General features: G+C 43.3%; 27 protein-coding genes. All 27 read right to left on the bottom strand.

Going from position 1 to position 25452, the window contains the following annotated elements:
- Positions 1-2: 2 nt before the first annotated feature.
- Positions 3-1184, bottom strand: a complete 1182-nt coding sequence (locus DESMER_RS05060; protein ID WP_014901992.1) for a phosphopentomutase — start codon at positions 1182-1184, stop codon at positions 3-5.
- An 8-nt stretch (positions 1185-1192) separates the two neighbouring features.
- The gene (gene xerD / locus DESMER_RS05055; RefSeq protein WP_014901991.1) at positions 1193-2101 is read right to left on the bottom strand and encodes a site-specific tyrosine recombinase XerD; all 909 of its coding nucleotides are present in this window, start codon (positions 2099-2101) and stop codon (positions 1193-1195) included.
- Between the two features lie 441 nt (positions 2102-2542).
- The gene (gene ald / locus DESMER_RS05045; protein WP_014901989.1) at positions 2543-3658 is read right to left on the bottom strand and encodes an alanine dehydrogenase; all 1116 of its coding nucleotides are present in this window, start codon (positions 3656-3658) and stop codon (positions 2543-2545) included.
- A gap of 406 nt (positions 3659-4064) precedes the next feature.
- The gene (locus DESMER_RS05040; RefSeq protein ID WP_014901988.1) at positions 4065-4664 is read right to left on the bottom strand and encodes a stage II sporulation protein M; all 600 of its coding nucleotides are present in this window, start codon (positions 4662-4664) and stop codon (positions 4065-4067) included.
- Between the two features lie 33 nt (positions 4665-4697).
- Positions 4698-5867 carry an endonuclease Q family protein gene (locus DESMER_RS05035; protein WP_014901987.1) on the bottom strand — a complete coding sequence of 390 codons (1170 nt, stop codon included), beginning with the start codon at positions 5865-5867 and terminating at the stop codon, positions 4698-4700.
- The gene (locus DESMER_RS05030; RefSeq protein ID WP_014901986.1) at positions 5867-6400 is read right to left on the bottom strand and encodes an NUDIX domain-containing protein; all 534 of its coding nucleotides are present in this window, start codon (positions 6398-6400) and stop codon (positions 5867-5869) included. Before DESMER_RS05030 ends, DESMER_RS05035 begins: the two co-directional genes overlap by 1 nt.
- Before the next feature lie 213 nt (positions 6401-6613).
- A complete protein-coding gene (gene spo0A, locus DESMER_RS05025) occupies positions 6614-7492 on the bottom strand; it encodes a sporulation transcription factor Spo0A (RefSeq protein WP_014901985.1) in 879 nt (292 codons plus the stop codon).
- A gap of 143 nt (positions 7493-7635) precedes the next feature.
- On the bottom strand, positions 7636-8880 hold the full coding sequence (gene spoIVB, locus DESMER_RS05020; protein WP_042334280.1) for a SpoIVB peptidase: 1245 nt from the start codon (positions 8878-8880) through the stop codon (positions 7636-7638).
- Positions 8881-9136: 256 nt separating this feature from the next.
- Positions 9137-10810, bottom strand: coding sequence for a DNA repair protein RecN (recN, locus tag DESMER_RS05015; RefSeq protein WP_014901983.1), 1674 nt, complete (start codon positions 10808-10810; stop codon positions 9137-9139).
- 10 nt (positions 10811-10820) lie between these two features.
- A complete protein-coding gene (gene argR / locus DESMER_RS05010) occupies positions 10821-11273 on the bottom strand; it encodes an arginine repressor (protein WP_014901982.1) in 453 nt (150 codons plus the stop codon).
- Between the two features lie 104 nt (positions 11274-11377).
- Complete coding sequence (locus DESMER_RS05005; protein WP_042333399.1) at positions 11378-12196, bottom strand: NAD(+)/NADH kinase; 819 nt, start codon at positions 12194-12196, stop codon at positions 11378-11380.
- A gap of 5 nt (positions 12197-12201) precedes the next feature.
- Positions 12202-13011 carry a TlyA family RNA methyltransferase gene (locus tag DESMER_RS05000; RefSeq protein ID WP_014901980.1) on the bottom strand — a complete coding sequence of 270 codons (810 nt, stop codon included), beginning with the start codon at positions 13009-13011 and terminating at the stop codon, positions 12202-12204.
- Positions 13012-13043: 32 nt separating this feature from the next.
- Positions 13044-14930: a 1-deoxy-D-xylulose-5-phosphate synthase gene (dxs, locus tag DESMER_RS04995; RefSeq protein ID WP_014901979.1), complete on the bottom strand. Its 1887-nt coding sequence runs from the start codon at positions 14928-14930 to the stop codon at positions 13044-13046.
- Positions 14931-14973: 43 nt separating this feature from the next.
- Complete coding sequence (locus DESMER_RS04990; RefSeq protein ID WP_014901978.1) at positions 14974-15414, bottom strand: divergent PAP2 family protein; 441 nt, start codon at positions 15412-15414, stop codon at positions 14974-14976.
- 14 nt (positions 15415-15428) lie between these two features.
- The gene (locus DESMER_RS04985; protein ID WP_014901977.1) at positions 15429-16295 is read right to left on the bottom strand and encodes a polyprenyl synthetase family protein; all 867 of its coding nucleotides are present in this window, start codon (positions 16293-16295) and stop codon (positions 15429-15431) included.
- 2 nt (positions 16296-16297) lie between these two features.
- Positions 16298-16606, bottom strand: a complete 309-nt coding sequence (gene xseB / locus DESMER_RS04980) for an exodeoxyribonuclease VII small subunit (RefSeq protein ID WP_014901976.1) — start codon at positions 16604-16606, stop codon at positions 16298-16300.
- A gap of 3 nt (positions 16607-16609) precedes the next feature.
- The gene (gene xseA, locus DESMER_RS04975) at positions 16610-17812 is read right to left on the bottom strand and encodes an exodeoxyribonuclease VII large subunit (RefSeq protein WP_014901975.1); all 1203 of its coding nucleotides are present in this window, start codon (positions 17810-17812) and stop codon (positions 16610-16612) included.
- A 194-nt stretch (positions 17813-18006) separates the two neighbouring features.
- Complete coding sequence (locus DESMER_RS04970; protein ID WP_042333397.1) at positions 18007-18225, bottom strand: hypothetical protein; 219 nt, start codon at positions 18223-18225, stop codon at positions 18007-18009.
- Between the two features lie 37 nt (positions 18226-18262).
- Entirely contained in the window at positions 18263-19339 is a 1077-nt protein-coding gene (locus DESMER_RS04965) for a DUF3102 domain-containing protein (protein ID WP_014901974.1), read from the bottom strand.
- Positions 19340-19626: 287 nt separating this feature from the next.
- Positions 19627-20262 carry a cyclodeaminase/cyclohydrolase family protein gene (locus DESMER_RS04960; RefSeq protein ID WP_014901973.1) on the bottom strand — a complete coding sequence of 212 codons (636 nt, stop codon included), beginning with the start codon at positions 20260-20262 and terminating at the stop codon, positions 19627-19629.
- On the bottom strand, positions 20262-21113 hold the full coding sequence (locus tag DESMER_RS04955) for a bifunctional 5,10-methylenetetrahydrofolate dehydrogenase/5,10-methenyltetrahydrofolate cyclohydrolase (RefSeq protein ID WP_014901972.1): 852 nt from the start codon (positions 21111-21113) through the stop codon (positions 20262-20264). The genes DESMER_RS04960 and DESMER_RS04955 overlap by 1 nt, the downstream gene beginning before the upstream one ends.
- Positions 21114-21264: 151 nt before the next feature.
- Positions 21265-22677 carry an NADPH-dependent glutamate synthase gene (gltA, locus tag DESMER_RS04950; RefSeq protein WP_014901971.1) on the bottom strand — a complete coding sequence of 471 codons (1413 nt, stop codon included), beginning with the start codon at positions 22675-22677 and terminating at the stop codon, positions 21265-21267.
- On the bottom strand, positions 22677-23519 hold the full coding sequence (locus DESMER_RS04945; protein ID WP_014901970.1) for a sulfide/dihydroorotate dehydrogenase-like FAD/NAD-binding protein: 843 nt from the start codon (positions 23517-23519) through the stop codon (positions 22677-22679). Before DESMER_RS04945 ends, gltA begins: the two co-directional genes overlap by 1 nt.
- A 110-nt stretch (positions 23520-23629) precedes the next feature.
- Positions 23630-24061 carry a transcription antitermination factor NusB gene (nusB, locus tag DESMER_RS04940; RefSeq protein ID WP_014901969.1) on the bottom strand — a complete coding sequence of 144 codons (432 nt, stop codon included), beginning with the start codon at positions 24059-24061 and terminating at the stop codon, positions 23630-23632.
- Between the two features lie 40 nt (positions 24062-24101).
- A complete protein-coding gene (locus DESMER_RS24645; protein ID WP_014901968.1) occupies positions 24102-24350 on the bottom strand; it encodes a DUF2273 domain-containing protein in 249 nt (82 codons plus the stop codon).
- Positions 24347-24862, bottom strand: a complete 516-nt coding sequence (amaP, locus tag DESMER_RS04930) for an alkaline shock response membrane anchor protein AmaP (protein ID WP_014901967.1) — start codon at positions 24860-24862, stop codon at positions 24347-24349. The genes DESMER_RS24645 and amaP overlap by 4 nt, the downstream gene beginning before the upstream one ends.
- Positions 24863-24934: 72 nt before the next feature.
- Positions 24935-25330 carry an Asp23/Gls24 family envelope stress response protein gene (locus DESMER_RS04925; RefSeq protein ID WP_014901966.1) on the bottom strand — a complete coding sequence of 132 codons (396 nt, stop codon included), beginning with the start codon at positions 25328-25330 and terminating at the stop codon, positions 24935-24937.
- Between the last annotated feature and the right edge of the window lie 122 nt (positions 25331-25452).

Here is a 25452-nt window from a genome sequence, read left to right as displayed (position 1 = left end):
AATCATCCTCCTGTATTCCCTATCTCTTCATAAAAACTTTTTCCATTGAGCAACGGTTCAGTATTCAGGTATTCTGCAACGGTGGCTCCTAGATCTGCGAAAGTCGACCTCACACCGAGATTAACTCCTCTAGACAAATTAGGACCCAAAACTAAGAGCGGTACATATTCCCTTGTGTGATCTGATCCAGGGTGGGTTGGATCACACCCATGATCAGCTGTAATAACCAGCATATCCTCTGAACGCAATTCTTGAATTATTTCGGGCAAACGCTCATCAAATTCCTCTAAGGCTTTACCATACCCCTCCACATCATTGCGGTGTCCATATAACATGTCAAAGTCAACGAGATTAGCCATAATTAGACCTTTCTCTGTCTTAGACATAAACTCTAAGATTTTATTGACACCATCCATATTCCCTTTAGTAAGTACTGAACTGGTAACGCCCCGACCAGCATAAATATCCTTGATCTTTCCTACCGTAGAGACTTCCAACCCACGTTCCTTGATATATTCCAACAATATCTTATGGGGAGGTTCTAGGGCAAAATCATGCCGATTGGTAGTTCGATAAAAGTTTCCGGGTTTACCCAGAAACGGTCTCGCTATCACACGTCCTACTTGCAATTCCTCAGTTAGCATATCCCTGGCAATCTGACAAATCCGCATTAACTCCGGTAAAGGAATGATTTCCTCGTGGGCAGCCACTTGAAAAACTGAGTCTGCTGAGGTATAGACAATGGGTTTTCCTGTCCGAACATGCTCTTCCCCAAGGCGCTGAATAATTTCCGTCCCGGAGGCAACTTCATTACCCATCACATTTCTCCCGATAGCTTGCTCATAACTGTCAATAAACTCTTTAGGGAAACCTTTAGGGAAGGTCGGAAGGGCTCTCTCTAAAATCACCCCTGCCATCTCCCAATGCCCGGTTGTTGTATCCTTCCCTAAAGATCGTTCCGCCATTTTCCCATAGTTCCCCAAGGGGTTAGGGGTAGCCGGAACTCCTGTGATAGAATTAATATTCCCGATACCAAGTTTTTGGAGATGGGGCAGCTTAAGTCCCCCGCGCTGATGAGCAATATTGCCCAGGGTGTAGCTTCCCACATCACCATACTTCACTGCATCAGGCATTTCACCAATTCCCACACTGTCTAAAACAATTATTATTACTCTCCGAGGCATACCTTCCTTCACTCCTTAAGCTTATAATTCGCTCGTGGATGAGCTTTTTGAAAAACATCTAACAAGCGACGCCTTGTCAAATGGGTATAAATTTGTGTGGTAGCAATGTCCGCATGACCTAGCATTTCTTGAACTGAACGCAGATCAGCTCCATGATCCAAAAGATGAGTTGCGAAACTATGCCGAAACATATGAGGGGAAATTGATTGCTCAAGATTATGCTCTTTTCCCCATTTTTTTAGAATATAAACCACTCCTTGTCGTGTTAGAGCTCGACCATGAGCATTTAAAAAAAGAATATCGGTAGTCTTTTTTCCACACAAACGTTTTCGTGATCCACTTAAGTAACTCTCTAATACTTGAATAGCCTGTTCGCCTAAAGGAACAATACGCTCCTTATTTCCTTTACCAATACAACGTACATAGCCAACATCCAATGAAACATCTGACAAATGCAATCCAATCAATTCTGAAACTCGAAGTCCACAGCTATAGAGAACCTCTAAGAGGGCCAGATTCCGGAGTGAAAGATCCGATTCCTCCTCTGATTTTAGTAGTTTGTCCAGCGTCACTTCTGACAACACCTTTGGTAGTTGTTGATTTAACTTTGGAGTTACTAAATAGGTCGTTGGATTATCCTGACGTTGCCCTTCGTCTAGTAAAAAAGCAAAAAATCCTCGTATAGTTGCATTACAACGTGCAATAGTTCGAGGTGATTTTCCATTTTCTTTACATAGTAATAGGAACAAGAATAAGTCATTTCCCTCACATGCCAGAAGGTCTGTTCCCCGTTCCTTTAGATAAATCCTTAGCTGACGCAAATCACGTTCGTACGCCTGCCTTGTGTTCTCCGAAAGCCCTCGCTCAACCTGAAGATATGTTAAGAACTTTTTTAATAGCTTTTCTTCGGAGGTCACTTCTTATCCCCCCTTTCTTACATTGTTCTACACAGGCAGGGGATTTTCCTTGTTCTTAGGGATTCTATCAAACGTGTAACTCTCTGGAAAGAATTGTTTCCACCCTTATAGGATTTCCATGTGGATTCTGATCATTATGTAACAGAGTAGACATTAAGCTATTGCACACTGCGACTAGCTTGGGCAGCAACACGGCAAGTAAAATTAAAAGCAAAAAAACTCTTCCGATATATAGAAAAAAATCCAACCAGTGTCTTGTTGGTAGCATCACGCTCCCCCCTATCTCTAAAACCTATGCGCTTCCGGATTGTCCTTATCCTAAAAAAAGACGAACCGCAAATTAAATCGGTCCAAATAAAAATCGAGTGAAACTCCTTTACGGATTCCACTCGATAAACAATACTCTACTCTTTAGCTATTATTCTATTGATCTAATATCAATTAGAGGAGGGCTTCTTCTAAGGGGGTATACATTATGTTGAGTGATTGAGCGACAGCTTTATAGGTCAACTTACCATTAATGACATTGACCCCTTTACGTAAGGATCTATTTTCTTGAATCGCTTTGAAATAACCCTTATTAACAATCTCAAGAGCATACCCAAGGGTTACATTAGTCAGAGCAAAAGTTGATGTTCGAGCAACTGCTCCGGCAATATTGGGAACGGCATAATGAACAACACCATATTTAATAAAAGTGGGATCATCATGAGTTGTAACACGATCAATAGTCGCAATACTTCCCCCTTGGTCAATTGCAACATCAACGATAACACTGCCTGGTGACATTGCTTGAACCATATCTTCAGTAACTAAATGCGGCGCCCGGGCACCTGGTATAAGTACAGCGCCAACGAGCAAATCGGCTTTAGCAACACTGTTGGCAATATTGAACGGGTTAGACGCTAATGTTCTAACTCTGCCGTTAAACATTTCATCAATGTCTCTTAGTCTTTGTGTACTCTTTTCCACAATTGTAACTCCTGCACCTAGGCCTATAGCCATCCTGGCTGCATTCGTTCCAACAATTCCCCCTCCAATGATGGTTACATTAGCAGGGGTTACCCCAGGAACTCCACCTAGTAGAACTCCCTTGCCACCTTTGGGTTTTTCTAATAATTCAGCTCCAATTTGTATTGACATACGACCTGCTACTTCACTCATCGGAATAAGCAAAGGCAGTGACCCATTATCTAATTGAATGGTTTCGTAGGCTATGGCGACGACTTGTTTCTCCATGAGCATCTTGGTTAATTCGGGTTCTTTAGCTAGATGCAAATAAGTAAATAGGATTTGTCCCTTTTTAAAATACCCGTATTCTTCCTGAACCGGTTCCTTAACCTTAATAATCATATCAGCTGTCCAAACTTCTTCGGCTGAATCAACGATCTGAGCACCAGCATCCATATACTGTTGATCGGTAATGCCACTTCCTTCTCCAGCTTCCTTTTCCACGAACACTTTGTGCCCAGTTAAAGTAAACGCGTGGACTCCTGCCGGAGTAATAGCTACACGACTCTCATTGTTTTTAACCTCTTTCGGTACTCCAATCAGCATGATTAAACCTCCATCTCACTCATTAGCACTTTTATCCGATGACTACCAGTCGTAAGACTCCCATCTTCTATAAGCACGAAAGCATCCGGTGACGAAACCCGGGTGAGGGTTTCGCCCAAGCCGCCTGCTTCAAAGAAAAACATAACGGCGCAGGTTGCTTTCGCCGAACCGCAAACTACACAGAACAACTTTAGCGGTGAGGATGAGATAACGTCTGCTGCGTCCCCTGGATAAGTTCTTCTAAACTTTAGGTGGAGTAAGTATTCCGCTTAGGCAAACTCCATCTGTAGCTAAGAATCACTTGATAGTTGTATTATAATGCAACTCTTGTCCCGATAGCAAGCCCTTGAAATCTGTAGCTTCCTAGAATTGCCCATATGTTACCTTGGTATCTAATAATAATCACTTAAAGATGGAAAAAGCGCAAACCAAGGATTGAAAAATACCCTTGTGCAACTCCCACAGCAACAGCACCCACAGAAACAAAGGCAGCTGCTGCAGTATAATATAAAAACTCCCTTCTCAAAGACTCTCCTCTAGCTTTACCACGGAGTAATAGAAATGAAAAGATTGTAGCCAGCCCCGCCCCAAGCAGCAATAAAGGAATAGCAAATATTGTTGGTACAAACATAGTCGTTAATACCAGAGCGATTCCTAGCGTACCTTTGGCACCAATAATAAAACTAATTGTAAAGCCTAAAATGAATCCTCGAGTAAAAACAATCAAATAGATTAATGGCGCACCAATAATCGTAAGCCCTAAGATCCAAATTCCAGCCATCATAATGAACATATCCCTGGCCAACTGTCCTAGAAAGGCAGGCTCAAATGTTGTTGGTTGACTTTTCAAAAGTGTCTCTAAAAAATTTCCTAATTGAGAGGTTTCGGAAACCCCTAAAGCATTAACCCCTACTCCCCCAAAAACTATACCCGCAAGATAAACACTGGAAAGCGTAAGATAAATAACCCAATATTGCCGAATGTGTTCGCCAAGCTGTTTCCACATACTTTATATCCCTCCCCTAGCCCCTAAAAGATTTTATTCCATAGGATAGGAAAGTATGTCCACAACTCTGCCAAATAGTCCTCCACCACCGGCATCTACTACTAATTCTCCATGGCGTGCTTTAATAATCCAAGCCGCGACTTTTTCACCCGCAATGGACTGCAATTCTTCAAATTCAACTTGATGCATTATAGCCATTTCCGTACCAAAGGCCTTTAATAAACGCTCATACATTTTAGTTCCAATTCCAGGGAGCTGCCTCAAGGGAACTTGATGAACATAGGTTGAAACATCATGTTTACCGATTGGACGGTCAGCTATACTTAATAAGCGATCTAAGACTCCCATAACCACCTGTCGGCTTCCGCATCTCGGACATGTCAGCTGTGGGGCAGGGTTAGGAACCACTTTCTCACATGTCAAACAATAGGTTCGATGATATTTCCCAATTTTCGGGGGCAAGCCGTAATTTTGAATTACTCCTTTGGTTTTTCTACTGACCAAATCCAACAATCCTCCAAAAGAGAGGTCAGTCCGGGTAAATGAGTTATACTCTCGGGCAATATTAGGCAGAGAGTGAGCATCTGAGTTACTGAACATTACCATTGAATCAAGTTCGCTGACGCTCTCAGCCATACTTCGATCAGCACTAAGGCCAATTTCTATAGCATTAGGCAAGGTTGGCAGGACATCTCTTAAGCGCCGACAACAATTTCCGTAAATACCTTTATGGGGTGTGAAAACATGGGCTGGAAACCAGATTCCCTCTGCCTGGCTAACAGCTTCTAACCATAAATCGATTGGAAGGTAGCCTTTCTGGGTACTCAACTGCCAGTTCTTGATGCAATTCTTTATAGAGCGAACATATTGTTCTACTTGCTCGATATATGGGAAGTAGGCCAATAAATGAGCGTTCCCTTCTCCCACCTGTAATTCAATTTCATGTCCTGGAACCAGTACTAAACCTTTACAGGAATATCCTCCACTTGAAAGGGGTTTCATATCCCCTGAGGCAAGTAAAGCCTTGTAATCCCCTTGGACGCTTGGGGAATGAGAATCTACAATCCCAACTAAGGAGAGCCCCTTTACTTCTCTGGCTATATGAATAATATTGGGCAGTGTTAATGACTTTGCCCCAGTAACTTTCACACATTTCCCATCAAGGCTTTGACCGATATGAATGTGCAGATCTGCAAAGACCATCAAATTTGACCTTGAAGAAGCAGTATCCCAAGGATAGTTTTGGCATCTTTGAACAGGTTCTTCCGCGCCATTTGCACTGCTTTATCCCAGGGAATTCTTTCTACTCGTAAAAATTCGTCCTCATCCGGTTTTAGGGGATCCCAAATTAAATCTCGAGCCAAGAATAGGTGCATAACCTCGTCCGTAAACCCTGGTGTGGTATAAAAGGTACTAACTCCTTCCATGCTGCCTCTATAACCTGTTTCTTCACGTAGTTCCCGTTTAGCACATTCCAGAGGAGATTCATTAGCATCCAGTTTTCCTGCAGGGATTTCTAAGGTCTCTTGAGCAATTGCATATCGATATTGACGCACCAAAAGTATTTCTTGATCCAATACAGCAATTACGCCCACTGCGCCAGGATGTCTAACCACCTCACGCGTTGACACATGCCCATTTGGCAAGAGCACAGAATCCCGTTCAACTCGAATTATGCGCCCCTCTAATATAACTTCCCCCTCCAGGTATTCTTCCAGTAAATTGTCCTTTTCCAATAATATTCTCCCTCTCTTAGTTCCTTTAATTCCATCTTACCCTATATTTTAGAGAAAATTCAACATCTTAAAGACATTATCAGCATCCCTTTAATCCTCGCCATAAACCATCTTGAATAAAAGAAAAATACTAAGTCTTTTTAAACTAAAGTTTAAAAGATTTAGTATTCTCTCATGTCAATTCTTTACCCATTATTAACTCTTTGCTTCCTTCTAGTACATTATCGACATCCGCAGTTTGTCAGCAACCATTGCCACAAACTCTGAATTAGTAGGCTTACCGCGATCCACATTAATGGTATAACCAAAAAAGCGATTCATGAAATCCACATTTCCGCGATCCCAAGCTAATTCAATGGCATGACGAATAGCTCTTTCAACTCGACTGGGAGTTGTCTGATATTTTACGGCAATCATTGGATAGAGCTCTTTTGTCACTGCTCCCAGCAAGGATACATCAGTTACTACATTTACAATTGCATCTCGTAAATACTGATACCCTTTGACATGGGCCGGTACACCCATTTGGTGAATCATTCTTGTAACTTCTACTTCAAGATTTTTCGAAGTAGGTGGTAAAATTCCGGTGGAAATCTGTGAACTTGAACTTAAGTTTAGATTATTGTTAGACGCTGTATTAATATTAGGATTTGTAGTAGCGCTCGAATTCATGGCACCTGCTCTGTTGCCATTGGAAGCACTATTTAAGGTACTAGAAAAATCATCTTGTAATTGACGAATTCGTTTCCCCAGAATCTCTAAATCAAAGGGTTTCAAAATGTAATAATTTGCACCAAGGCTGACTGCCCGCTGAGTCATGGATTCCTGCCCAAAAGCAGTTAAGATAATAATCTTAGGTCTAAGGGATGCATTCTGAAGTTTTTCCAATACACCTAATCCATCCAGATGGGGCATTATGATATCCAATAGCACAACATGAGGTTCCTCCCGAGAAATTAATTCTAGAGCCTCATTTCCATGATATGCTACCCCTACAAGGCTCATATCCTCCTGCCGTTCAATATATTCCTTGACCACCTCGACAAATTCTCGGTTGTCATCTGCCAATAAGACACGTATAGGCCTTTGCATTTCCCAGGATCCCCCTCATTCTGCCGCTTTCAGTTTATATTTTCGACAACTGTTTTAATACTCCTGCTTTTCAAGCGAGAAATTTAACTTTTTATTTCGAAATTGAATCAGAGCAGCCGAAATGGCTGCTCTGATTCAATTACTTAAGCTGCTTCCTGTTTATCGCGCATAGAACTGTCATTGATCATGTTCTGAATAAACACTCCATACCCTCGTTGAGCGTCATTCACAAATACATGAGTCACTGCTCCAATTAGCTTGCCATCTTGCACAATTGGACTTCCGCTCATTCCTTGAATAATACCTCCTGTAACCTCAAGCAACCTAGGATCGGTTACTCTAATAATCATATTTTTACTGTCAGTTCGATTATGCATAACTCGATCGATATTAACAGTAAACTCCTCAATCTTTTCTCCTTTTATTACCGTATATATTTTAGCGGGACCGACTTTTACTTCTGACTCCCATCCAACCGGAATGGCTTCCTTGAAATAAGGATTTTCAACTTGTCCATTCATTTTACCAAAAATACCTGTCATAGTATTTTTTTCGATAGTTCCACTAAAACTAGAGTTAGGAACAAAGGAACCGATTTTCTCACCCGGATGACCACGTTTACCTTTTTCAATAGCGTAAATTGTTGAGGCAATTACCTTACCATTATAAACTTCTATTTTCTGATTAGTATCTGCATCGGTAATTACATGACCTAAAGCACCATATAAATTGTTTGCTGGGTTGATAAAGGATAAGGTTCCGACACCTGCAGCTTCATCGCGAACAAATAAGCCCATTCTATACCTTCCAGTCTCAACACAATAAATTGGAGTGACTACCTTTTCAACCATTTGTTCTTGATGTTTAAACAACACAGTTGCGGTTCCTTTTTGTTTACCTGCAGCATCAATTGCATTGGACACCTCTTGGTCCGTTTTAACGTCTTGGTTTTCAATTTTCAACAAAATGTCTCCTACTTGAATCCCGGCATCTTTGGCAGGAAAAGAATTCTTTCCATTCTTATCAACTACCGGGGCCTGTCCTACAACCATAACTCCTTTTGTCTGCAAGGTAACACCAATCGATTGGCCTCCAGGAATTAATGACATAGGACTCATTACTTCTACTTCTCCCGTCTTTAGTGGAAAGATACCAAAGAGCTTATAAGCTATATCCAGCTTTTGCGAAACCTGTGAATTAGATAAACTTGAAGAAGAAGCAGAAACAGATGAAGTTTTTTCAATTTGAATAACTTTTGACCAAACTCCACTTAGGCTTGGTTCTAATTGACTAACTTGAGCTTGATGCATTTGAGGTAATTCTACTAATAGTTGAAGGAAGGTGCAATACAAGAGACTGATCACTAATAATACACTTCTTTTTTTCACTCTCTTATCATCCTCCACTCTATTCTCCCCATTTAATCTCCCCTTTTTCCTCGTTTATAGAGCGGTCAATATAATAAGTTAGTGAAGTTGTTGTTTCGAAATTCTAATCTTAAATTATCCAAATCACTTCTTTTTCATCCTGACAAATGTGTTCCAGATTCACTAAAACAATTCCAGTTTAGACAAAATAAAAAGATTGCATAATTATAATTACGCAATCTCAAAAAAATCGAAGAATGTACCCATGCCTCATACCTCAGGTTAACCCTCGCCCTGATCGCTGCCATAATTCTTGGGCATGTTTACGAGCTATTTCTATTTCTCCGCCTCCGAGCATTCTGGCAAGTTCTTCAATACGCTCATTCTCAGATAATATATCAACTCGAGTCCGAGTCCTTTTCCCAGTTACTTCTTTTACGATACCATAATGAGCTTCGGCAAAAGCCGCGACCTGAGCTGCATGGGTAATACAGAAAACCTGCTTATTTTGAGCAATCTTGGCCAATTTTTCACCAACTCGGTGAATCGTTCTGCCTCCGACTCCACTGTCTACCTCATCAAAGATAAAAGTGCCCACACTTTCGACTCTAGCCAGCAAACTCTTTAAAGCAAGCATCAAACGAGACATTTCTCCACCTGAAGCAACTTTTGCCAAGGGTTTGGGGGGTTCTCCCAAATTAGCCGAAAAATAAAATTCTGCTGTTTCAAGCCCACCTGTAGTAGGCTCGTCATTAGGTGTAAATCGGACTTCAAAACGACTTTTCTCTAAACCTAAATCAGCAAATTCACGCGCCAGTCCATTTTCAATGTTCTTAGCAATTTCATGACGTTTTAAGCTTAGCTGTTTTGCTACTTTTTCATAAGCTTTGAGGGCTTCGCGCTTTTCTTGATTAATTGTTTCGAATTGTTCCTGAACATGGGTTATCTGATCCAGTTCTCGAAGCATAGTATCCCGCTTAGCTAAAACTTCTTGAATTGTGGCTCCAAATCTCTTTAGCTTTTTGAGAAGAATCAGTCTCTCTTCAATCTGGTCGAGCCTACCAGGTTCGAACTCAAAATTATCACGATATGCCCGGATTTGTTCAGCCAGATCTTCGGAGGAGTAATAGATAGATTCGATTTGGTCATGGACATTTAAACTCTCATCTAAGCGATTCAGTTCCTGCAGGGCTTTACGCACCAGGCCTAGCATATCAAAGGCTGATGGTTTGCCAGAAGAACCTTCATAAAGCGCCGCATAAGCCTCAGAGCCCAAACTAGAAATTCTCTCTGCATTGCTGAGTCGTTTCCTTTCTTGAGAGAGATCTTCTTCTTCACCAGGAACTGGATTAACCCTTTCAATCTCTTCAATTTGAAACGCAAGCACCTCTTCCCGCTTTTGTCGCTCATCTTCCGAGATAGATAAGTCACGTTCTTTGCGCAGAATCTTTTGGTAGGCTCTGGCAGCTTTACTCACTAAATCAACATCATCTTGAAGGCCTCCAAGGGCATCTAAAAGATTTTGGTGGGTTTCAGGGCGAAATAGAGAAAGATGTTCTATTTGACCATGAATATCTACAAGCCCTACACAAAGTGAACGATAGAGAGTTAACGGAATTGACCGGCCTTGAACACGGCAGACGTTTTTTCCCGTAGAGTTTATTTCTCGAAAAAGAAATAGCTGTCCATCTTCAACTGGATAGCCAGCTTCTTCGAGCCTAAGCAGATACTCTGGGGCCAGATCCTCAAAGACACCTTCAATCCGTGCCCGGGATTCCCCATGCCGGATAAAATCTATGCTGGCTCTCCCACCTAACAGAACTCCCAACGCGTCGATCAACATTGATTTTCCTGCGCCGGTTTCTCCTGTAAACACTGTTAGGCCCCGACCAAAATCCATTCGAACTGTCTCCATAAGTCCAAAATTCTCCACGTGCAGCTCTGCGAGCATAAAATACCTCCTATCCCAGCAAGGCGCTTATCCTTTCAAGAACCGTCTGAACGGCCTCCTTTGGCTTAATTACCAAAAGAATTGTGTCATCTCCTGCAACAGTGCCAATAAGCTCTTCCCAGTTGCTGTTATCCATAATTGCAGCTAAGGCATGGGCGTTTCCGGGTATCGTGCGTATTACAATAAGATTATCTGTGTCATTAATAGACACCATAGCTTCTCTTAACAACCGCTTCAAACGATCTTGTAAGTTTGCCGGATGTGCTTCACTTGGAATTGCATAGCGATACTCTTCTCCTTGGCTGGGGACTTTTATTAAGCCCATTTCTTTGATATCTCTAGATACGGTTGCCTGTGTAACATCAAAGCCAGCTAAGCGTAGTCTTTCAGCAAGATCCTCCTGAGTATGAATAATTTCCTTAGTAATTATTTCTTGAACTTTCATCTGGCGACGTGCTTTCATACTCTAGCCTCCTTTCACGAAAGTGTGGGCTGCTGGACGCAACCTCTAACACCGCGTATACTATCTGAATTCATGCCCGGAGCATCGACATCGCGCCTTGATTCTTACTCATGCCAACGATCTCTTAACTTCTCTCGAACGACCTGGGGAAAACTACGTGTACCTATTCGAATCAATAAGGCTTTTGTTGGCGCAGTTTTGATGACAACTGCTTGATCTGCATAAATTAAGATGCTTTGCCTGCCATCAAAAGTCACCATACATTTCTCTCCATTAGCCAAGATAATTTTGATTTCTTCCTCATTTGAAACGAGCATAGGCCGAGCAGATAAAGAATGTGCAGCTAAAGGTGTCAACAAAATTGCTTGAACATTTGGACTGACAATTGGCCCTCCGGCAGAAAGTGAATAGGCTGTCGATCCTGTTGGAGTAGATATTATCAAGCCATCTGCAGGATAGCTGACGGAAGGTTCTCCAGATAGGTTTGCTTGCAATGTAATGATTCCATCACTGCCTTCTCTGGAAAAAACCACATCGTTTAATACCCTGTAGGAAGCACCGTCTCGACCGCCGCCGTTAACAACTACATTTAACATCAACCGCTCTTGAATTTGATATTCTTGCCGCAGAAGCTTTTCCAAAGCGTTGTAGACTTCTTCTCGTTCAATTTCACAGAGAAAACCCAGTTTTCCAAAATTCACTCCCATCACAGGGATTCCATAGGTTGAAGCTTCTCGGGCTGCCTGGAGAAGAGTACCATCCCCTCCCAGGGATATTAGAAACTCTATTTTATGCTTAATAATATCTTCCCACTCGGTTAAAACCTGCCAACCACGAGCTTGAAACCAATCCTCAATCTTGACCGCCAAGGTCAGGGCTTCAGGTTTACTCATATTACGCCACAAACCAACAATTTTTTGCATAGATACTATTCCGTCTCTTTCTGAGCCTTTTGAACTACAAGTTCCAGCTCTGAATGCCAATCTATTCCCTCTTCATTTTGCAAACCTAACCAAGCTAAATATTCAATATTTCCCTCTGGTCCACGAATTGGTGAATAGTTTAACCCTAAGACCCGAAATCCTATACCTTCTGCCTGACTTAGAACTGTCTCAATAACTTGCTTATGAACGCCGCTATCTCTTACAACGCCTTTTTTCCCCACATGCTCTCGCCCGGCCTCAAATTGAGGTTTGATCAAAGCTACTACTTGTCCATCATCTTTAAGAATTGCTATCATTGCCCCAAAAATTTTAGTAACCGAAATAAAAGCAACATCCGTTACAACCCAATCAACTTTCTCCGGCAAGGTATCCTTAGAGAGATAACGTGCATTTACTCGCTCCATGGAGACAACGCGAGGATCTGTCCGCAGTTTCCAGTCTAACTGCCCGTACCCTACATCAACTGCATATACTCGTTTTGCACCGTTTTGCAAAGCACAATCCGTAAACCCTCCCGTCGAAGCTCCTATATCTACGACTACTTTATCCTTAAAAGAGATCGGAAAAGCCTCCAGTGCTTTGGCCAGTTTTAATCCTCCCCGCGAAACAAACGGCAGGATTTCCCCTTTCAACTCAATGATAGATTCTAGAGAAACTTCTACCCCCGGTTTATCTACTCGTTGGCCGGCTATAAAGACAATCCCTGACATTACCATTGCTTTAGCCTTTTCACGGCTGGCTGCCAAGCCATTCTTGACCATTAACACATCAATTCGTTCTTTCCCTTTAGCCACTGTATCCCGTCCTTTAACCTTGAGCAGAAATTTTACGACTGAGCAACGCTGCGAAATAGCCTTAGCCGTTCAGCGGCTTGCATAATACCCTTTATTGATAAACCATGAATCGAAAGCAATTGGGGAATTGAGCCTTGATCAACAAAGCCGGGGTATCCCAATCGTTCAACTGTTACTCCGTTGAGCCCTTCTTCTTCAAGAAATTCTAAAATCGCGCTTCCCATGCCCCCTTTAAGGGAATGGTCTTCTAAGGTGATAATCTTTTTGGTGAGCCGAGCATAGTGGGACAATAGTTTACGATCTAAGGGATTTATATAACGCAAGTTTATAACAGCGGCGTCTACACCGCGCTGACTTAATTCTTGAGCCGCCTGGAGACAAGTATGTACCATTGGACCAATGCCAATTAAAGTTACATCTCTGCCATCTCTCAGGACTTCTGCTTTCCCGATAGGAATTTCGGTTAAGTGATCATCTTGCGCAACACCCTGCCCTACTGATCTCGGATACCGCAAGGCAACCGGACCGTCATATTTTAGTGCAGTATAAAGCATATGACGCAACTCATTTTCGTCTTTAGGAGCCATTAAGACCAGGTTAGGAATGATTCTAAAAAAGGATATATCAAACACTCCATGATGGGTGGGGCCATCATCTCCGACAATACCTGCGCGGTCAATTGCCAAAACAACATTGGCTCCTTGCAAACAGACATCGTGCAAAACCTGATCATAGGCTCTTTGATAAAAGGTGGAGTATATGGCGACTACAGGTTTTAGGCCCCCGAAAGATAATCCAGCGGCGAATGTCACCGCATGCTGTTCAGCAATCCCCACATCAAAAAAACGTTCAGGAAATTCCCTAGCGAATTCTTTTAGACCTGTTCCACTGGGCATTGCTGCAGTAATCGCTACAATTTTCGGATTTTCCTTAGCCAGCTTACAAAGAGTTTCTCCAAAAACTGCGGTGTAGGTTGGAGGAGCTGATTTTTTAATGACTTTCCCAGTTTCCGGATCAAAAGGGCCCAGTCCATGAAAAACATCCGGATTCTCTTCTGCCGGTTTGTACCCTTTTCCTTTACAAGTCACAACATGAACAAGAACCGGCCCTTTCTTATTCTTAGCTTGATCTAACACTTGCTCTACACAGGCTTGATCATGACCGTCAATAGGGCCTAAATAGGTAAACCCTAACTCTTCAAAAAGCAGTCCGGGAACAAGTAAATATTTTACGCTATCTTTAGCTTTAGCGGCTAGCTTTGCTACTTGATTTCCTATCCCGGGAATTCGCTTTAATAGATACTCCAGATCTTCTTTTCGCTTATCATAGAGTGGATCCGTCCTTAATCGGTTCAAGTAGGTAGACATAGCGCCAACATTTGGTGAAATAGACATTTCATTGTCATTTAAAACTACAATAACGTTTGTTTCACTATGTCCCGCGTGATTTAAGGCTTCGTAAGCCATCCCACCAGTCATCGCTCCGTCTCCAATGACAGCCACAACATGGTGTTTTTCTCTCAGAACATCCCGAGCTTTGGCATAACCAACAGCAGCTGATATGGATGTGCTGGAATGGCCAGTTTCAAAACTGTCGTGAGGGCTCTCTCCTCGTTTAGGGAAACCTGACAATCCCTTGTACTGACGAATGGTCTTAAACTGTCTTAATCGCCCTGTCAAAAGTTTATGTACATAGGTCTGGTGACCCACATCCCACACAATTTTATCCTGGGGGCTATTAAATATTCGATGTAACGCCAAGGTTAGTTCCACAACCCCCAGGTTCGGCGCTAAATGCCCTCCGTTTTTGGAGACCACTTTTATCATTTCTTCTCGAATCTCTTGCGCTAACAGGTTTAGCTCTTGGAAATCTAGCTTGCGCAAGTCCTTAGGTTCTTGGATCTTTTCAAGAAGTCCCATCCTTCTTCCCCCTTGTAATTAAGCTGTATCCAAAGCAAAGAACCTAAATCAGAAGACTTACTATTATCCCAACAATAACTCCTCCGAAAACTTCGAAAGGAGTATGTCCAATCAGTTCTTTTAATCGTTTTTGAGCCAGATCCGGCCCATGATATAAAAACTCAATCAATTTATTCAGAACCTCGGCCTGTTTTCCGGCAGCCCGTCTGACTCCGGTAGCATCATATAAAACAACTATCAGGAAAACAGCTGCTACTGCAAAAATAGGCGAATCCCAGCCATGGTATTTCCCAACACCTAAAGCCAATGCACTCACCATTGCAGAGTGGGAACTCGGAAAACCACCGGAGCTGAAAAATAATGAGAAATTTAGTTTTCTTATTACAATTAGATTAACGATTACTTTTAAGAACTGGGCAGAAAACCAGGCAGTAATCGCCGAAATCAATATTGTATTGTGGAAAATTCCCAGAAAAAAAGGCATAATATCTACCTCTTTTAGTGTTTGCGTTCTTCAATATAAAGTGCCAGCTCATTAAGAAAGTTTCCCTTTTGCCCGAATGGTTTAATTGCGGCTTGAGCTTTGAGAATTTGAGAATGCAATTCTTCTGATGCTCCCTCAAGCCCTAGCAAAGAAACGTAAGTCGATTTACCCTGTCGCAGATCACTCCCTGCCGGCTTACCGAGAGTTTCACTGTCCCCAATCACATCTAAAATATCATCTTTTATCTGAAATGCTAACCCTAAGGCTTGAGCATAATCAGTAAGTGCTTGTATATCATCTTCAGACCCACCACCTAAAACTCCTCCGAGACGTGCCGAAACTGTCAATATGGCTCCAGTTTTACCCTTATGAATTTCTTCAATCTCAGGCAAAGTAAGGACTTTTCCCTCAGCGGTTATATCCGCAACCTGCCCTCTAACCATGCCGTCTTTCCCTGAAGCAACAGCGACTTCACGAATAATCCGCAGTTCCCTTTCCGGTTGACCCAGCTCTAGACTGGCCAGCAGTTCAAAAGCATAGGTTAAGAGGGCATCTCCCGCCAGGATTGCTCCCGCCTCACCGTAAATTTTATGATTGGCTAATCTCCCCCGGCGATAGTCATCATTATCCATCGCCGGCAAATCATCATGAATTAATGAGTAGGTGTGGATAAGTTCCAGAGCTGCAGCGGCTCTTAGGATACTTTCAGGTTTTCCACCCACAGCTTCGGCTGAGGCTAGCGCTAACACTGGGCGAATTCGTTTTCCCCCTCCGATTAAGGAATAATACATACTCTCATCTAGACTATTCTTTCTCCATGGCAACTGTGCCAGAGTTTCTTCGATCATAGTCAGATATCGTTGAAAGGTTTCCTTAAACACGTCTAACGTTCATCCTTCCCATCAAAACTAGCTGGCTTTATTTGCAACTGTCCATCTGAACCTTCAAGTAATATCTCCATCTGTTTTTCAGCTTGATCCAAAACTTGTGAACAATATTGTACGAGACCTACGCCATCTTTAAATAAGTTCAGAGCTTTTTCTAAAGGCAAATCCTTCTGTTCCAATGTCCTTACAATCTCTTCCAAACTCTGAAGCCCCATCTCTAAGGATTTTGGCTCATCGGCTGTGTTTTCTTCTACTTTATCATGCCCTAAATTAAAAAGATCCCCCGTCTCTATATCTATACTCATAAATTAAATCCCCTTCTCCAAAACGCTGCAGCTTAGACGCCCTTCGCTTAAACGAACTTGTATATGTGAATCAACCTCAATGTCATGAATTGATCGAAGCAAGGTACCGTCTTCTTTATAAGCCAGTGAGTAGCCTCTTCCCAGAATCGCTAAAGGACTTAGTAAATCCAGCTTTGCAGCCAATAAATTTAGTATACCATTTTTATCGATTACAAATCTAGTCATCCCCTCTTGAAGGCGCATTTGCAAAGAATCTAAGCGTTGACGATTCTGATCTATTCGCCAGAAGGGGTCTCTGAGGGGCCCTTTGTTAGCAAGGCCGGCAATCTGCTGCCGTTTCCGTTCAATTAAAATTGCCATAGCCCCCCGCATCCGAAGGCTCATTTGAGCTACTAACAACTGAAGCTCATCTAAAATGGGCACAGCCAGCTCTGCTGCAGCTGAAGGGGTCGGCGCCCTTAAATCTGCTACGTAATCTGCAATGGTTACATCGGTTTCATGACCTACCGCTGATATAATAGGAATAACCGAAGCGGCGATAGCACGGGCAACTATATCGGTATTAAAAGCCCATAATTCTTCTAAAGAACCTCCGCCTCGCCCGACAATAATTACATCGACAGACCCATGGCGGTTGAGGCGCTCAATTGCTTGGGCCACTTCAAAAGGTGCCCCTTCACCTTGGACAGCAGCCGGCGCTAATATCCAGGACATCCGCGGATGTCGGCGTTCAATAATATTAATAATATCTCGAATTGCTGCCCCCGTCGGGCTTGTTACAATCCCAATGCGCCTTGGCAAACGTGGTATACTCTTCTTGCGAATGGGATCGAACAACCCTTCTTCAGCCAGTTTCTTTTTCAACTGTTCAAAAGCCAAGTACAGTTGACCAAGCCCACTGGGTTCCATTTCCTCTGCATAAAGCTGTATAGTACCATCTCGCTCATACATACGAATATTACCACGAATTAGAACTTTTAGACCATCAGAAGGAAGAAAACGCACTCGTTCGGCCCGACTCTTAAACATTACCCCTTTTAAATTCGACGACTCATCTTTAAGGGTAAAATACCAATGACCTGAAGCCCGATGATACTTAAAGTTTGACAGTTCCCCGCTTATCCAACAATTATGTAAATCCCAATGTTCCTGCAAGACCTGACTGATTCGGCCCACCAACTCAGAAACAGTCCATATTTTCGGCACAAACTTCACCTCACTGCTATAATATCACAAAGAAAAGACGGGAGGAAATAATGGAGCTGCCTTTGGAAGCTACTGATTTTTCGAGATAGACTCTGAGCAGCTACTGGTGGCTGCAACTACCGCACCGGGCTCCTCAAGAGTATTCGCTTCCATATTCAAGCTTTAACGATAGGGTTTTTTATTATTAGTCAGTCTCACCAAATAGTCGATACTCGTTTTATAGGATTCAGAAAAACCCATAAAGCAAGAATAATTACCACAAAGCAAAGAAAATGAGCAGCTTGGAAATAGGTTCCGCCATTTATGCGCTGTAGCTCTTTGGCCCTTTTTTCGATTTTGTAAAAGAGTACCCGCAGCAGAATCGCCGACGTTAGAGCGGCTCCGATAAAATGGAATATCCTATTTTTTGCCAATTGAAAAACTTCTACAAATAGGGTTAACCCATTGCATTTATGACATTTTAATCCCGGGAGGCCATTGACTGATGCTTTTGGCCATGTTCTCCAGGAAGGCTTTGAGCTGCTTACGCAGTCTCTCCTTCATCTCCTTGTCCTTCCTGGTCAGCACGGTCAACAACAGGGTGAGCTGCTCAAAGGAGTTTCGAATATTGCTGCGGTGAAATTTAAACAGCGATTCGGCCTGCCGGGTATAGTATTCAGGATCGGCGTTTTCAAATCCTGATGCTGTAAACTTGGGAAACTCGGGCACCGTTAAATTAGAAGTAACGAGCACGGGAGCTGAGGAACGCGAGGAGGCAGAGGGGATTTTGGCAGGAACCGCTTCCGGAGCGGCTGACTCCGTCATTTCGGGGACTTGAGGGGATCCGGGAAATTCAGCGCCTTGAACGGGTATGGGCGGACCCTCGGCTGGGAGGTTTTGGGCCTCAGCCGGCGCTGCTTCTTTTGGGCTGTCCTCCGAATTCGCCTCTTTCCCCGCAGCACTCTTCCGTCCTGCCCGGAATTTTGACGATGCCTCCTCTACCCTCTGCTCCAGGCTCCAGACCTGGTCGGCAAGGACACTGATTTTGGCGATCATGGAGTTCAGTGCCTTTTCCAGTTCGTCGATCTTCCGCAAGGCCTGGTCTAGTTTCGGCAGAGACAGGGCATGCTCCCCGTCTCCGTCAGCCCCGGTAAATCCCACAGCCCGCTTAAGCTCCCGGGAAGACATGTTCTCCACATCGTTGTGGGCGATAAAGTCCGCCCGCAGTTCTTCCGGAACGTCGAGAAGGATGAGGGCGTTGGTGTAGGTCAAATTAGACAGCGCTGACCAATTCGGATCGGTTTCAAGATCAGGGAATGGGCCATAGGCCTCATATAGCTGAATCAACCTTCCGGCTGAACGCTGGGAATAACGGACTGACTCAACCAGCCATTTTCCCCATTCTCCATGCCTGACCAGAGCCTTAGCTTCTTTCAGCCGCCCGCCGATCTCAATGGCGTTAGTCAGCAAAGTCCTTCCGGTCTGATGGTTGATTGTGTTTATTTCAGCCGCGATAATCCGCGGGGTTCGTTCCGCTGTAGGAGTCATTGGCGCATCCATCCTTCTTGATTACTTTCTTCACAATATGTACTAGGGCATATGAAGGTGAGGACTTGTCGGAAGAACCCCGGAAGAAAACCCCGCTCTTTAAAATGGCGGCCGGTTGAAACTCCTTCAGCCGGCCGCCATTTTTGATTTGACTCATTCAATTTGGGTGTGGACTAGCTTTTACCGGGTTTGGCCCGATATCAAAACAGAAAAGGGTGACAAGCCCAAAACCCAAAAAAAGGGCGAGGAAAAATTTCCTCACCCCTTTTGCTGTGGACGCATATGAACTACATTCTGCTTTGTACCACTGCAACTGTCTCAGCACAAATGATTGCAGCCTGTTCAAAGAGTCTGGCTCGTTCTGCCTTAACTCGCTCCTGATACTCTGGGTCCTTAATTCCGGGCAAGTTAATGTCGACACTAAGCATTGCAGATTTAAGAGCACTTTCAGCTAAGTATGCGGATACACCCACATCACTGATTGCTCCCTTGTTGCCGATTGGGGCAAGCTTTTGAGCTAACTGCAGAACTCTAAAGCAGTTTTGAGAAATTCCCAGCGGAGTGTTAGTAGCAGATACTAAGACTTCCTGCATTTTCTCAGTGCGCACAGCTTTTTCTTCATCTGTACCTTTTGGTAGCTTCAAGACATCCATGAAATTGGAGAACTCAGCGATATCCTGGCTTAAACCCGTTTTCAACAGACTTAAGACTTCCTCGGCTTCAGTCAAGATCTCTTTCACTTGGGGTTCAACGTCTTTGTACTTTTCCTTGCCAACGGTAAGGTTAGCCACCATACAAGTCATTGAAGCTGCCAAGGCTCCGACATAGGCGGAAACACTTCCGCCTCCTGGTGTTGGGGAAGAGCTGGCTGACACTGTCAAGAATTCATCTGTGGTCCATTCCCAAATTTTGCTCATATCCATTACTTAGCCCCTCCTTGCAAAACGATTCCTTTCAGAACATTACGCATAATTAAAGCTGTGGTCAGGGATCCAACACCACCGGGTACCGGAGAAATTAAGTCAGCTACATCTTGAACTGCCTCAAAGTCAACATCCCCGCAGATTCCGTCAGGCGTTTCATTGATTCCGGCATCAACTACAATTGCGCCGGCTTTGACCATATCTTTTTTGATCAGCTTAGCACGGCCTACCGCTGCAACCAAAATATCTGCTTGCCTTGTGAAAGCCCCCAGGTCTGGAGTCTTAGAGTGGCAAATTGTCACTGTAGCATTGTGTTTAAGTATCAAGAAAACTAAAGGTTTGCCCACTGTTTCGCCACGGCCGACGATAACAACGTGTTTACCGGCAATTTGAACTCCTGAGCGAAGAAGCAATTCAATACAACTTTGTGGAGTAGCTGGGAATAATCCTTCCTCGCCGCTTAGAATATATCCGCGATTGATGGGGTGAACTCCGTCCACATCTTTATCAGGACGTACTGCAGCCATAACAGTTTCTTTTTGAATTCCCTTTGGCAGCGGAAGTTCAATCATAATACCGTGAACCGCTTGATCCTTATTAAGCTCTTCAATCTTTGACAAAATATCAGCTTCCGGTGTCGAACCTGGCATTGTGAAAAGTTCGAAGGCCATCCCGATTCCCTCACAGACTTTCTGCTTGGATCTGGCATAAACTACCGAAGCCGGGTCATCACCGACTAATATAACGGCAAGTTTAGGGTTCACACCCTTTTCTTTCCATTGTGCAATTTCCTCACGAATTTCTTCTTTCAAAATTTTGGATACTGTTTTTCCGTCTAATAATTGTGCCAAAATACACACCTCTTTCGGAATATTTCGATTTATTCAGTCATAAAACTCCCTATGTTAAACCGGAGTGGAACCCCTAAAATAAAAGTTTCCTGCCAATAGCCTCCCACTTTCTGAAAGCGGGAGGCCTTAACTTACATTGGCAGAGAGATAATTACTTTCCCTTAAGGTATTGATCAATACCTGCAGCAGCTTTTTTACCGGCCCCCATAGCCAAAATAACAGTTGCGGCACCTGTTACGATGTCACCGCCGGCAAAAACGCCTGGCTTTGAAGTCATCAAGGTCTCTGGATCTGCAACGATATTACCCCGTTTGTTTAACTCTAAGCCCGGTGTGGATGTTGTAACCAGTGGGTTCGGGCCTTGTCCGATAGCCACTACGACAGTATCCATAGGGATATCAAATTCAGAGCCTTTAATTGCAATAGGAGCACGGCGTCCTGAAGCATCGGGTTCTCCCAGCTCATAGCGCAAGCAGGTTAAACTTTTCACCCATCCGCGCTCGTCCCCTTCGATAGCTACAGGGTTTGTCAACAGGCGGAATTGTATCCCCTCTTCCTCTGCATGCTCTAGTTCTTCTTTACGGGCAGGCATTTCGTCACGAGAACGACGATAGATAATATAGACGTTTTCCGCTCCTAAACGTAAAGCTGTCCGAGCAGAGTCCATGGCCACATTACCGGCACCTAAGACGGCAACATTTTTCCCAACTTTTACTGGAGTAGCATAGTCTGGGAACTTATAGCCCTTCATTAAGTTTGTCCTTGTTAAGAACTCATTGGCTGAATAAACACCATTTAAGTTCTCTCCTGGGATATCCATAAAGTAGGGAAGTCCTGCGCCTGTCCCAATGAACACGGCGTCATACCCATTTTCCATAAGCTCATCAACAGAGGTGATTTTCCCAACAACCTGATTGGTTAGAATCTCTACGCCCATGGTTTTCAGATTTTCAATTTCAGTTTGGACAATTTCTTTAGGCAGACGGAATTGAGGAATTCCGTACATCAGTACTCCCCCGGCAACATGTAAGGCTTCAAGCACAGTCACAGCATGCCCTGCTTTTGCCAAGTCGCCGGCGCATGCCAATCCTGCAGGCCCGGCTCCAATAATAGCTACCCGCTTACCACTCAGTGCCGGTTTCTCGAACACAGATTTACCAGTCTTCATGCCGAAGTCAGCTGCAAAACGCTCAAGTCGGCCAATAGCAACGGACTCTCCCTTAATACCTAAAATACATTTACTCTCACATTGATTTTCTTGAGGGCAAACCCGACCACAAACAGCAGGCAGAGAATTTTTAATTTTCAGAACATTACCAGCTTCCTGAAAATCTCCTTCGGCAACCTTTTTGATAAACTCCGGAATAAGAACTTCCACAGGACACCCTGTAACACATTTAGGCTTTTTGCATTGCAAACAACGCTTAGCTTCTTCTATAGCTGTTTCTTCTGTATAGCCTAAAGCAACTTCTTCAAAATTACGCGCCCGTACTTCCGGTTCCTGACAAGGCATTTCATGACGAGGGATTTTAACTTTCTTTGTGCTTTCAATGTTCTCAGCCATTAGTGATGCCCTCCTTCATGATTGCATTCTAGTCGGGCTTTGGCCCTATTCTCTTCATCTTTATAAAAAGCGAGACGCTTCATTGCTAAGTCAAAATCAACTAAGTGTCCATCAAACTCCGGCCCATCGACACAAGCAAATTTTGTCTCATTGCCTACGCTAATCCGACATGCACCACACATGCCTGTTCCATCAACCATAATAGGATTCATACTAACAATGGTTTTGATGCCTAATGAGCGAGTATAATCGACAACAGCTTTCATCATAATCATCGGGCCAATGGCCCAAATAGCCTTAACTTGGTGGCCTTGGGCTAACACTTCAGCAAGTCCGTCTGTTACAAATCCTTTAACACCTTTACTGCCATCATTTGTGGCTATGACAACTTCACTGCTTGCAGCGGCCATCTCATCTTCTAAAATCAGCAAATCTGCACTTCTCGCACCTAGGACGGAGATAACATGATTTCCGGCATCTTTTAAAGCCCGAGCTATCGGATGAATAGGAGCAATGCCTAAACCTCCTCCGATGCAAACAACAGTACCATAATTTTCAATTTCGGATTCGACTCCCAACGGACCTACAAAGTCTTGAAATGCATCTCCTTCATTCATACCCGTTATAATTGCTGACGAGTACCCAACATCTTGAACAACAATCGTGATAGTACCCTTTTCACGATCAAAATCCATTACTGTCAAAGGAATACGCTCACTCTGCTCGTCTACACGGACAATAACAAATTGCCCTGGCTCAACTTTTGCGGCCACGGCTGGTGCATTGACGTCCAGTAAGGCAATACCGGTTGCCAATAGTCTTTTTTTAACAACGTGGTACATTTGTCTCCCCCTTAATGTGAATAAAATTAAAATTTCTCATATATTAAATTAATTCGATATCTTCAACGACTTTTCCTTTAATTTTACAAATGTGAAAAGAAATACTTGAATCAAAGTTCACCCTTTTTTTCGGCTTTCAGATTGCTGTCCACGATTCGATCCAGTATCCCATTAACGAACTTAGCTGATTCTTCTCCTCCAAATCGCTTAGCCAGCTCAATTGCTTCATTGAGACTTACACGACCGGGGATATCAGAACGGAAAAGAATCTCATAAGTAGCCAAGCGCATTACATTTCTATCCACCTTAGCCATACGATTAATAGACCAATCTTGAGCATATGAAGAAATTGTTTGATCAATTTCATTTTGATGATCTATTGTCCCTTCAACAAGTTCCTGCGCAAACCCCCTACTGGGCTCGGGAACAACAAATTCATCAGCCCAGCGCTTAACTTCTTCTGCAATAATCAATGGTTCTTTAGTCAGGTCTCTTTGAAAAAGCACTTGTAATGCAGTTTCTCGAGCTAATCTTCGACTCAAGAAAATTCCTCCCTAGTGATATCTATTTTTAAGTCATCATTTAATACTTGTTAAAAGTCTTTTCTACCCATGCTGAAAGGTCTTTATGCTCATCTTGGCGTTTTCCTAAAACAAAACCTATCACAGCAAATAAAACCAACACCAGTGTTTGCCAGAAACCTAGCGTCACAAACAAAAGTCCCAGCATAAAACCTATAGATGTTCCCAAAAGCTTGCCAGGGTGATTATCCAAGGCCCAAACTAAAGACCGAGAAATTTTCTCTTCAATTTTTAACCAAAAGCCCCTCATCGCACACGTACCGGACGAACCTTTTCTAAGCGACGCACCAGCACTTTCACCTCTGCCACAATTATTCCGGTATAAAGCTCGACATCCTCTTTAACCTTCTTCAAAATTTCTTCAGATATTTGAGGAATTATGACCCCCTGTTCAAACTGACAAAACACGATAATCTCAAGCCCAGCTTCGCGTTGTCTAAGACTTGATCCAACTTGCAAAACTCCGGGCAGCCCTTTGGCACTGCGTGTAATAATCTCCTGAAGGGCATCTTGAGAAATTCGAACATCTCCACCTTTTAAAGATGTCCGAAAGGAATTATCATTACTCGTCCGTGGTCGGATAAACAATAGCAATCCTAACAATAGTAAAGCTCCAGCCATAATAATACTCTCCCAAGGATTAAATCTTAACCAATCAAGCCCTTGAGTTATTAAAAAGTATGGTAGTCCCCATCCTGAGGCTACTGCTAATATAGTCAGTGCCCCCAGAAATAGAATCAATCCTAAAGTATAGGCCAACATCGTCGTCCCTTCTTTCAGAAACCCCCCCTGGGCTTTCCAGGGGGGGCCTTCTTAGCGCCTGCCAAGTTTTCTTTACTTTAAACGTAAGTCTTCTTCTTTGGTTTCCACAACCGGTTTAAAATTAACCCCTTGCACATGAACATTTGCCTCTACGACTTTAAGTCCAGTCATACTCTCAATGGCCTCTTTTACAGCTTGCTGAACACTAAAAGCTACGTCGGGAATTGATACACCATACTCCACAACAATAAACAAATCTACAGCTACCTCATGTTCACCGACTTCAACCTTAACTCCTTTGGACAGGTTTTTATTTCTCCCCAACATGTTAGCTAAGTCTCCAACCAGACCACCGCTCATGCCTACGACGCCCTCTACTTCTGAAGCAGCTAATCCGGCTATGACTTCTACAACTTCATCCGCGATTCGAATAGATCCCAGGGAATTATCTGTACCCATACTTTCCATGACCTTACACCCCCCAACTCGAAGTTCGATGTTCGTGTTTCTTAAGTTTGAATATTGAACTTCGACATTACATTATTCACATACCCTTTTTTGCAACTAGATAAGCCTACTTACCATTTAGA

The organism is Desulfosporosinus meridiei DSM 13257, from assembly GCF_000231385.2.
In the GTDB taxonomy this organism is placed as follows: Bacteria; Bacillota; Desulfitobacteriia; order Desulfitobacteriales; family Desulfitobacteriaceae; genus Desulfosporosinus; species Desulfosporosinus meridiei.
Note: the sequence above shows the minus strand (reverse complement) of the source record. Positions and strands in the feature narration are given on the sequence as shown.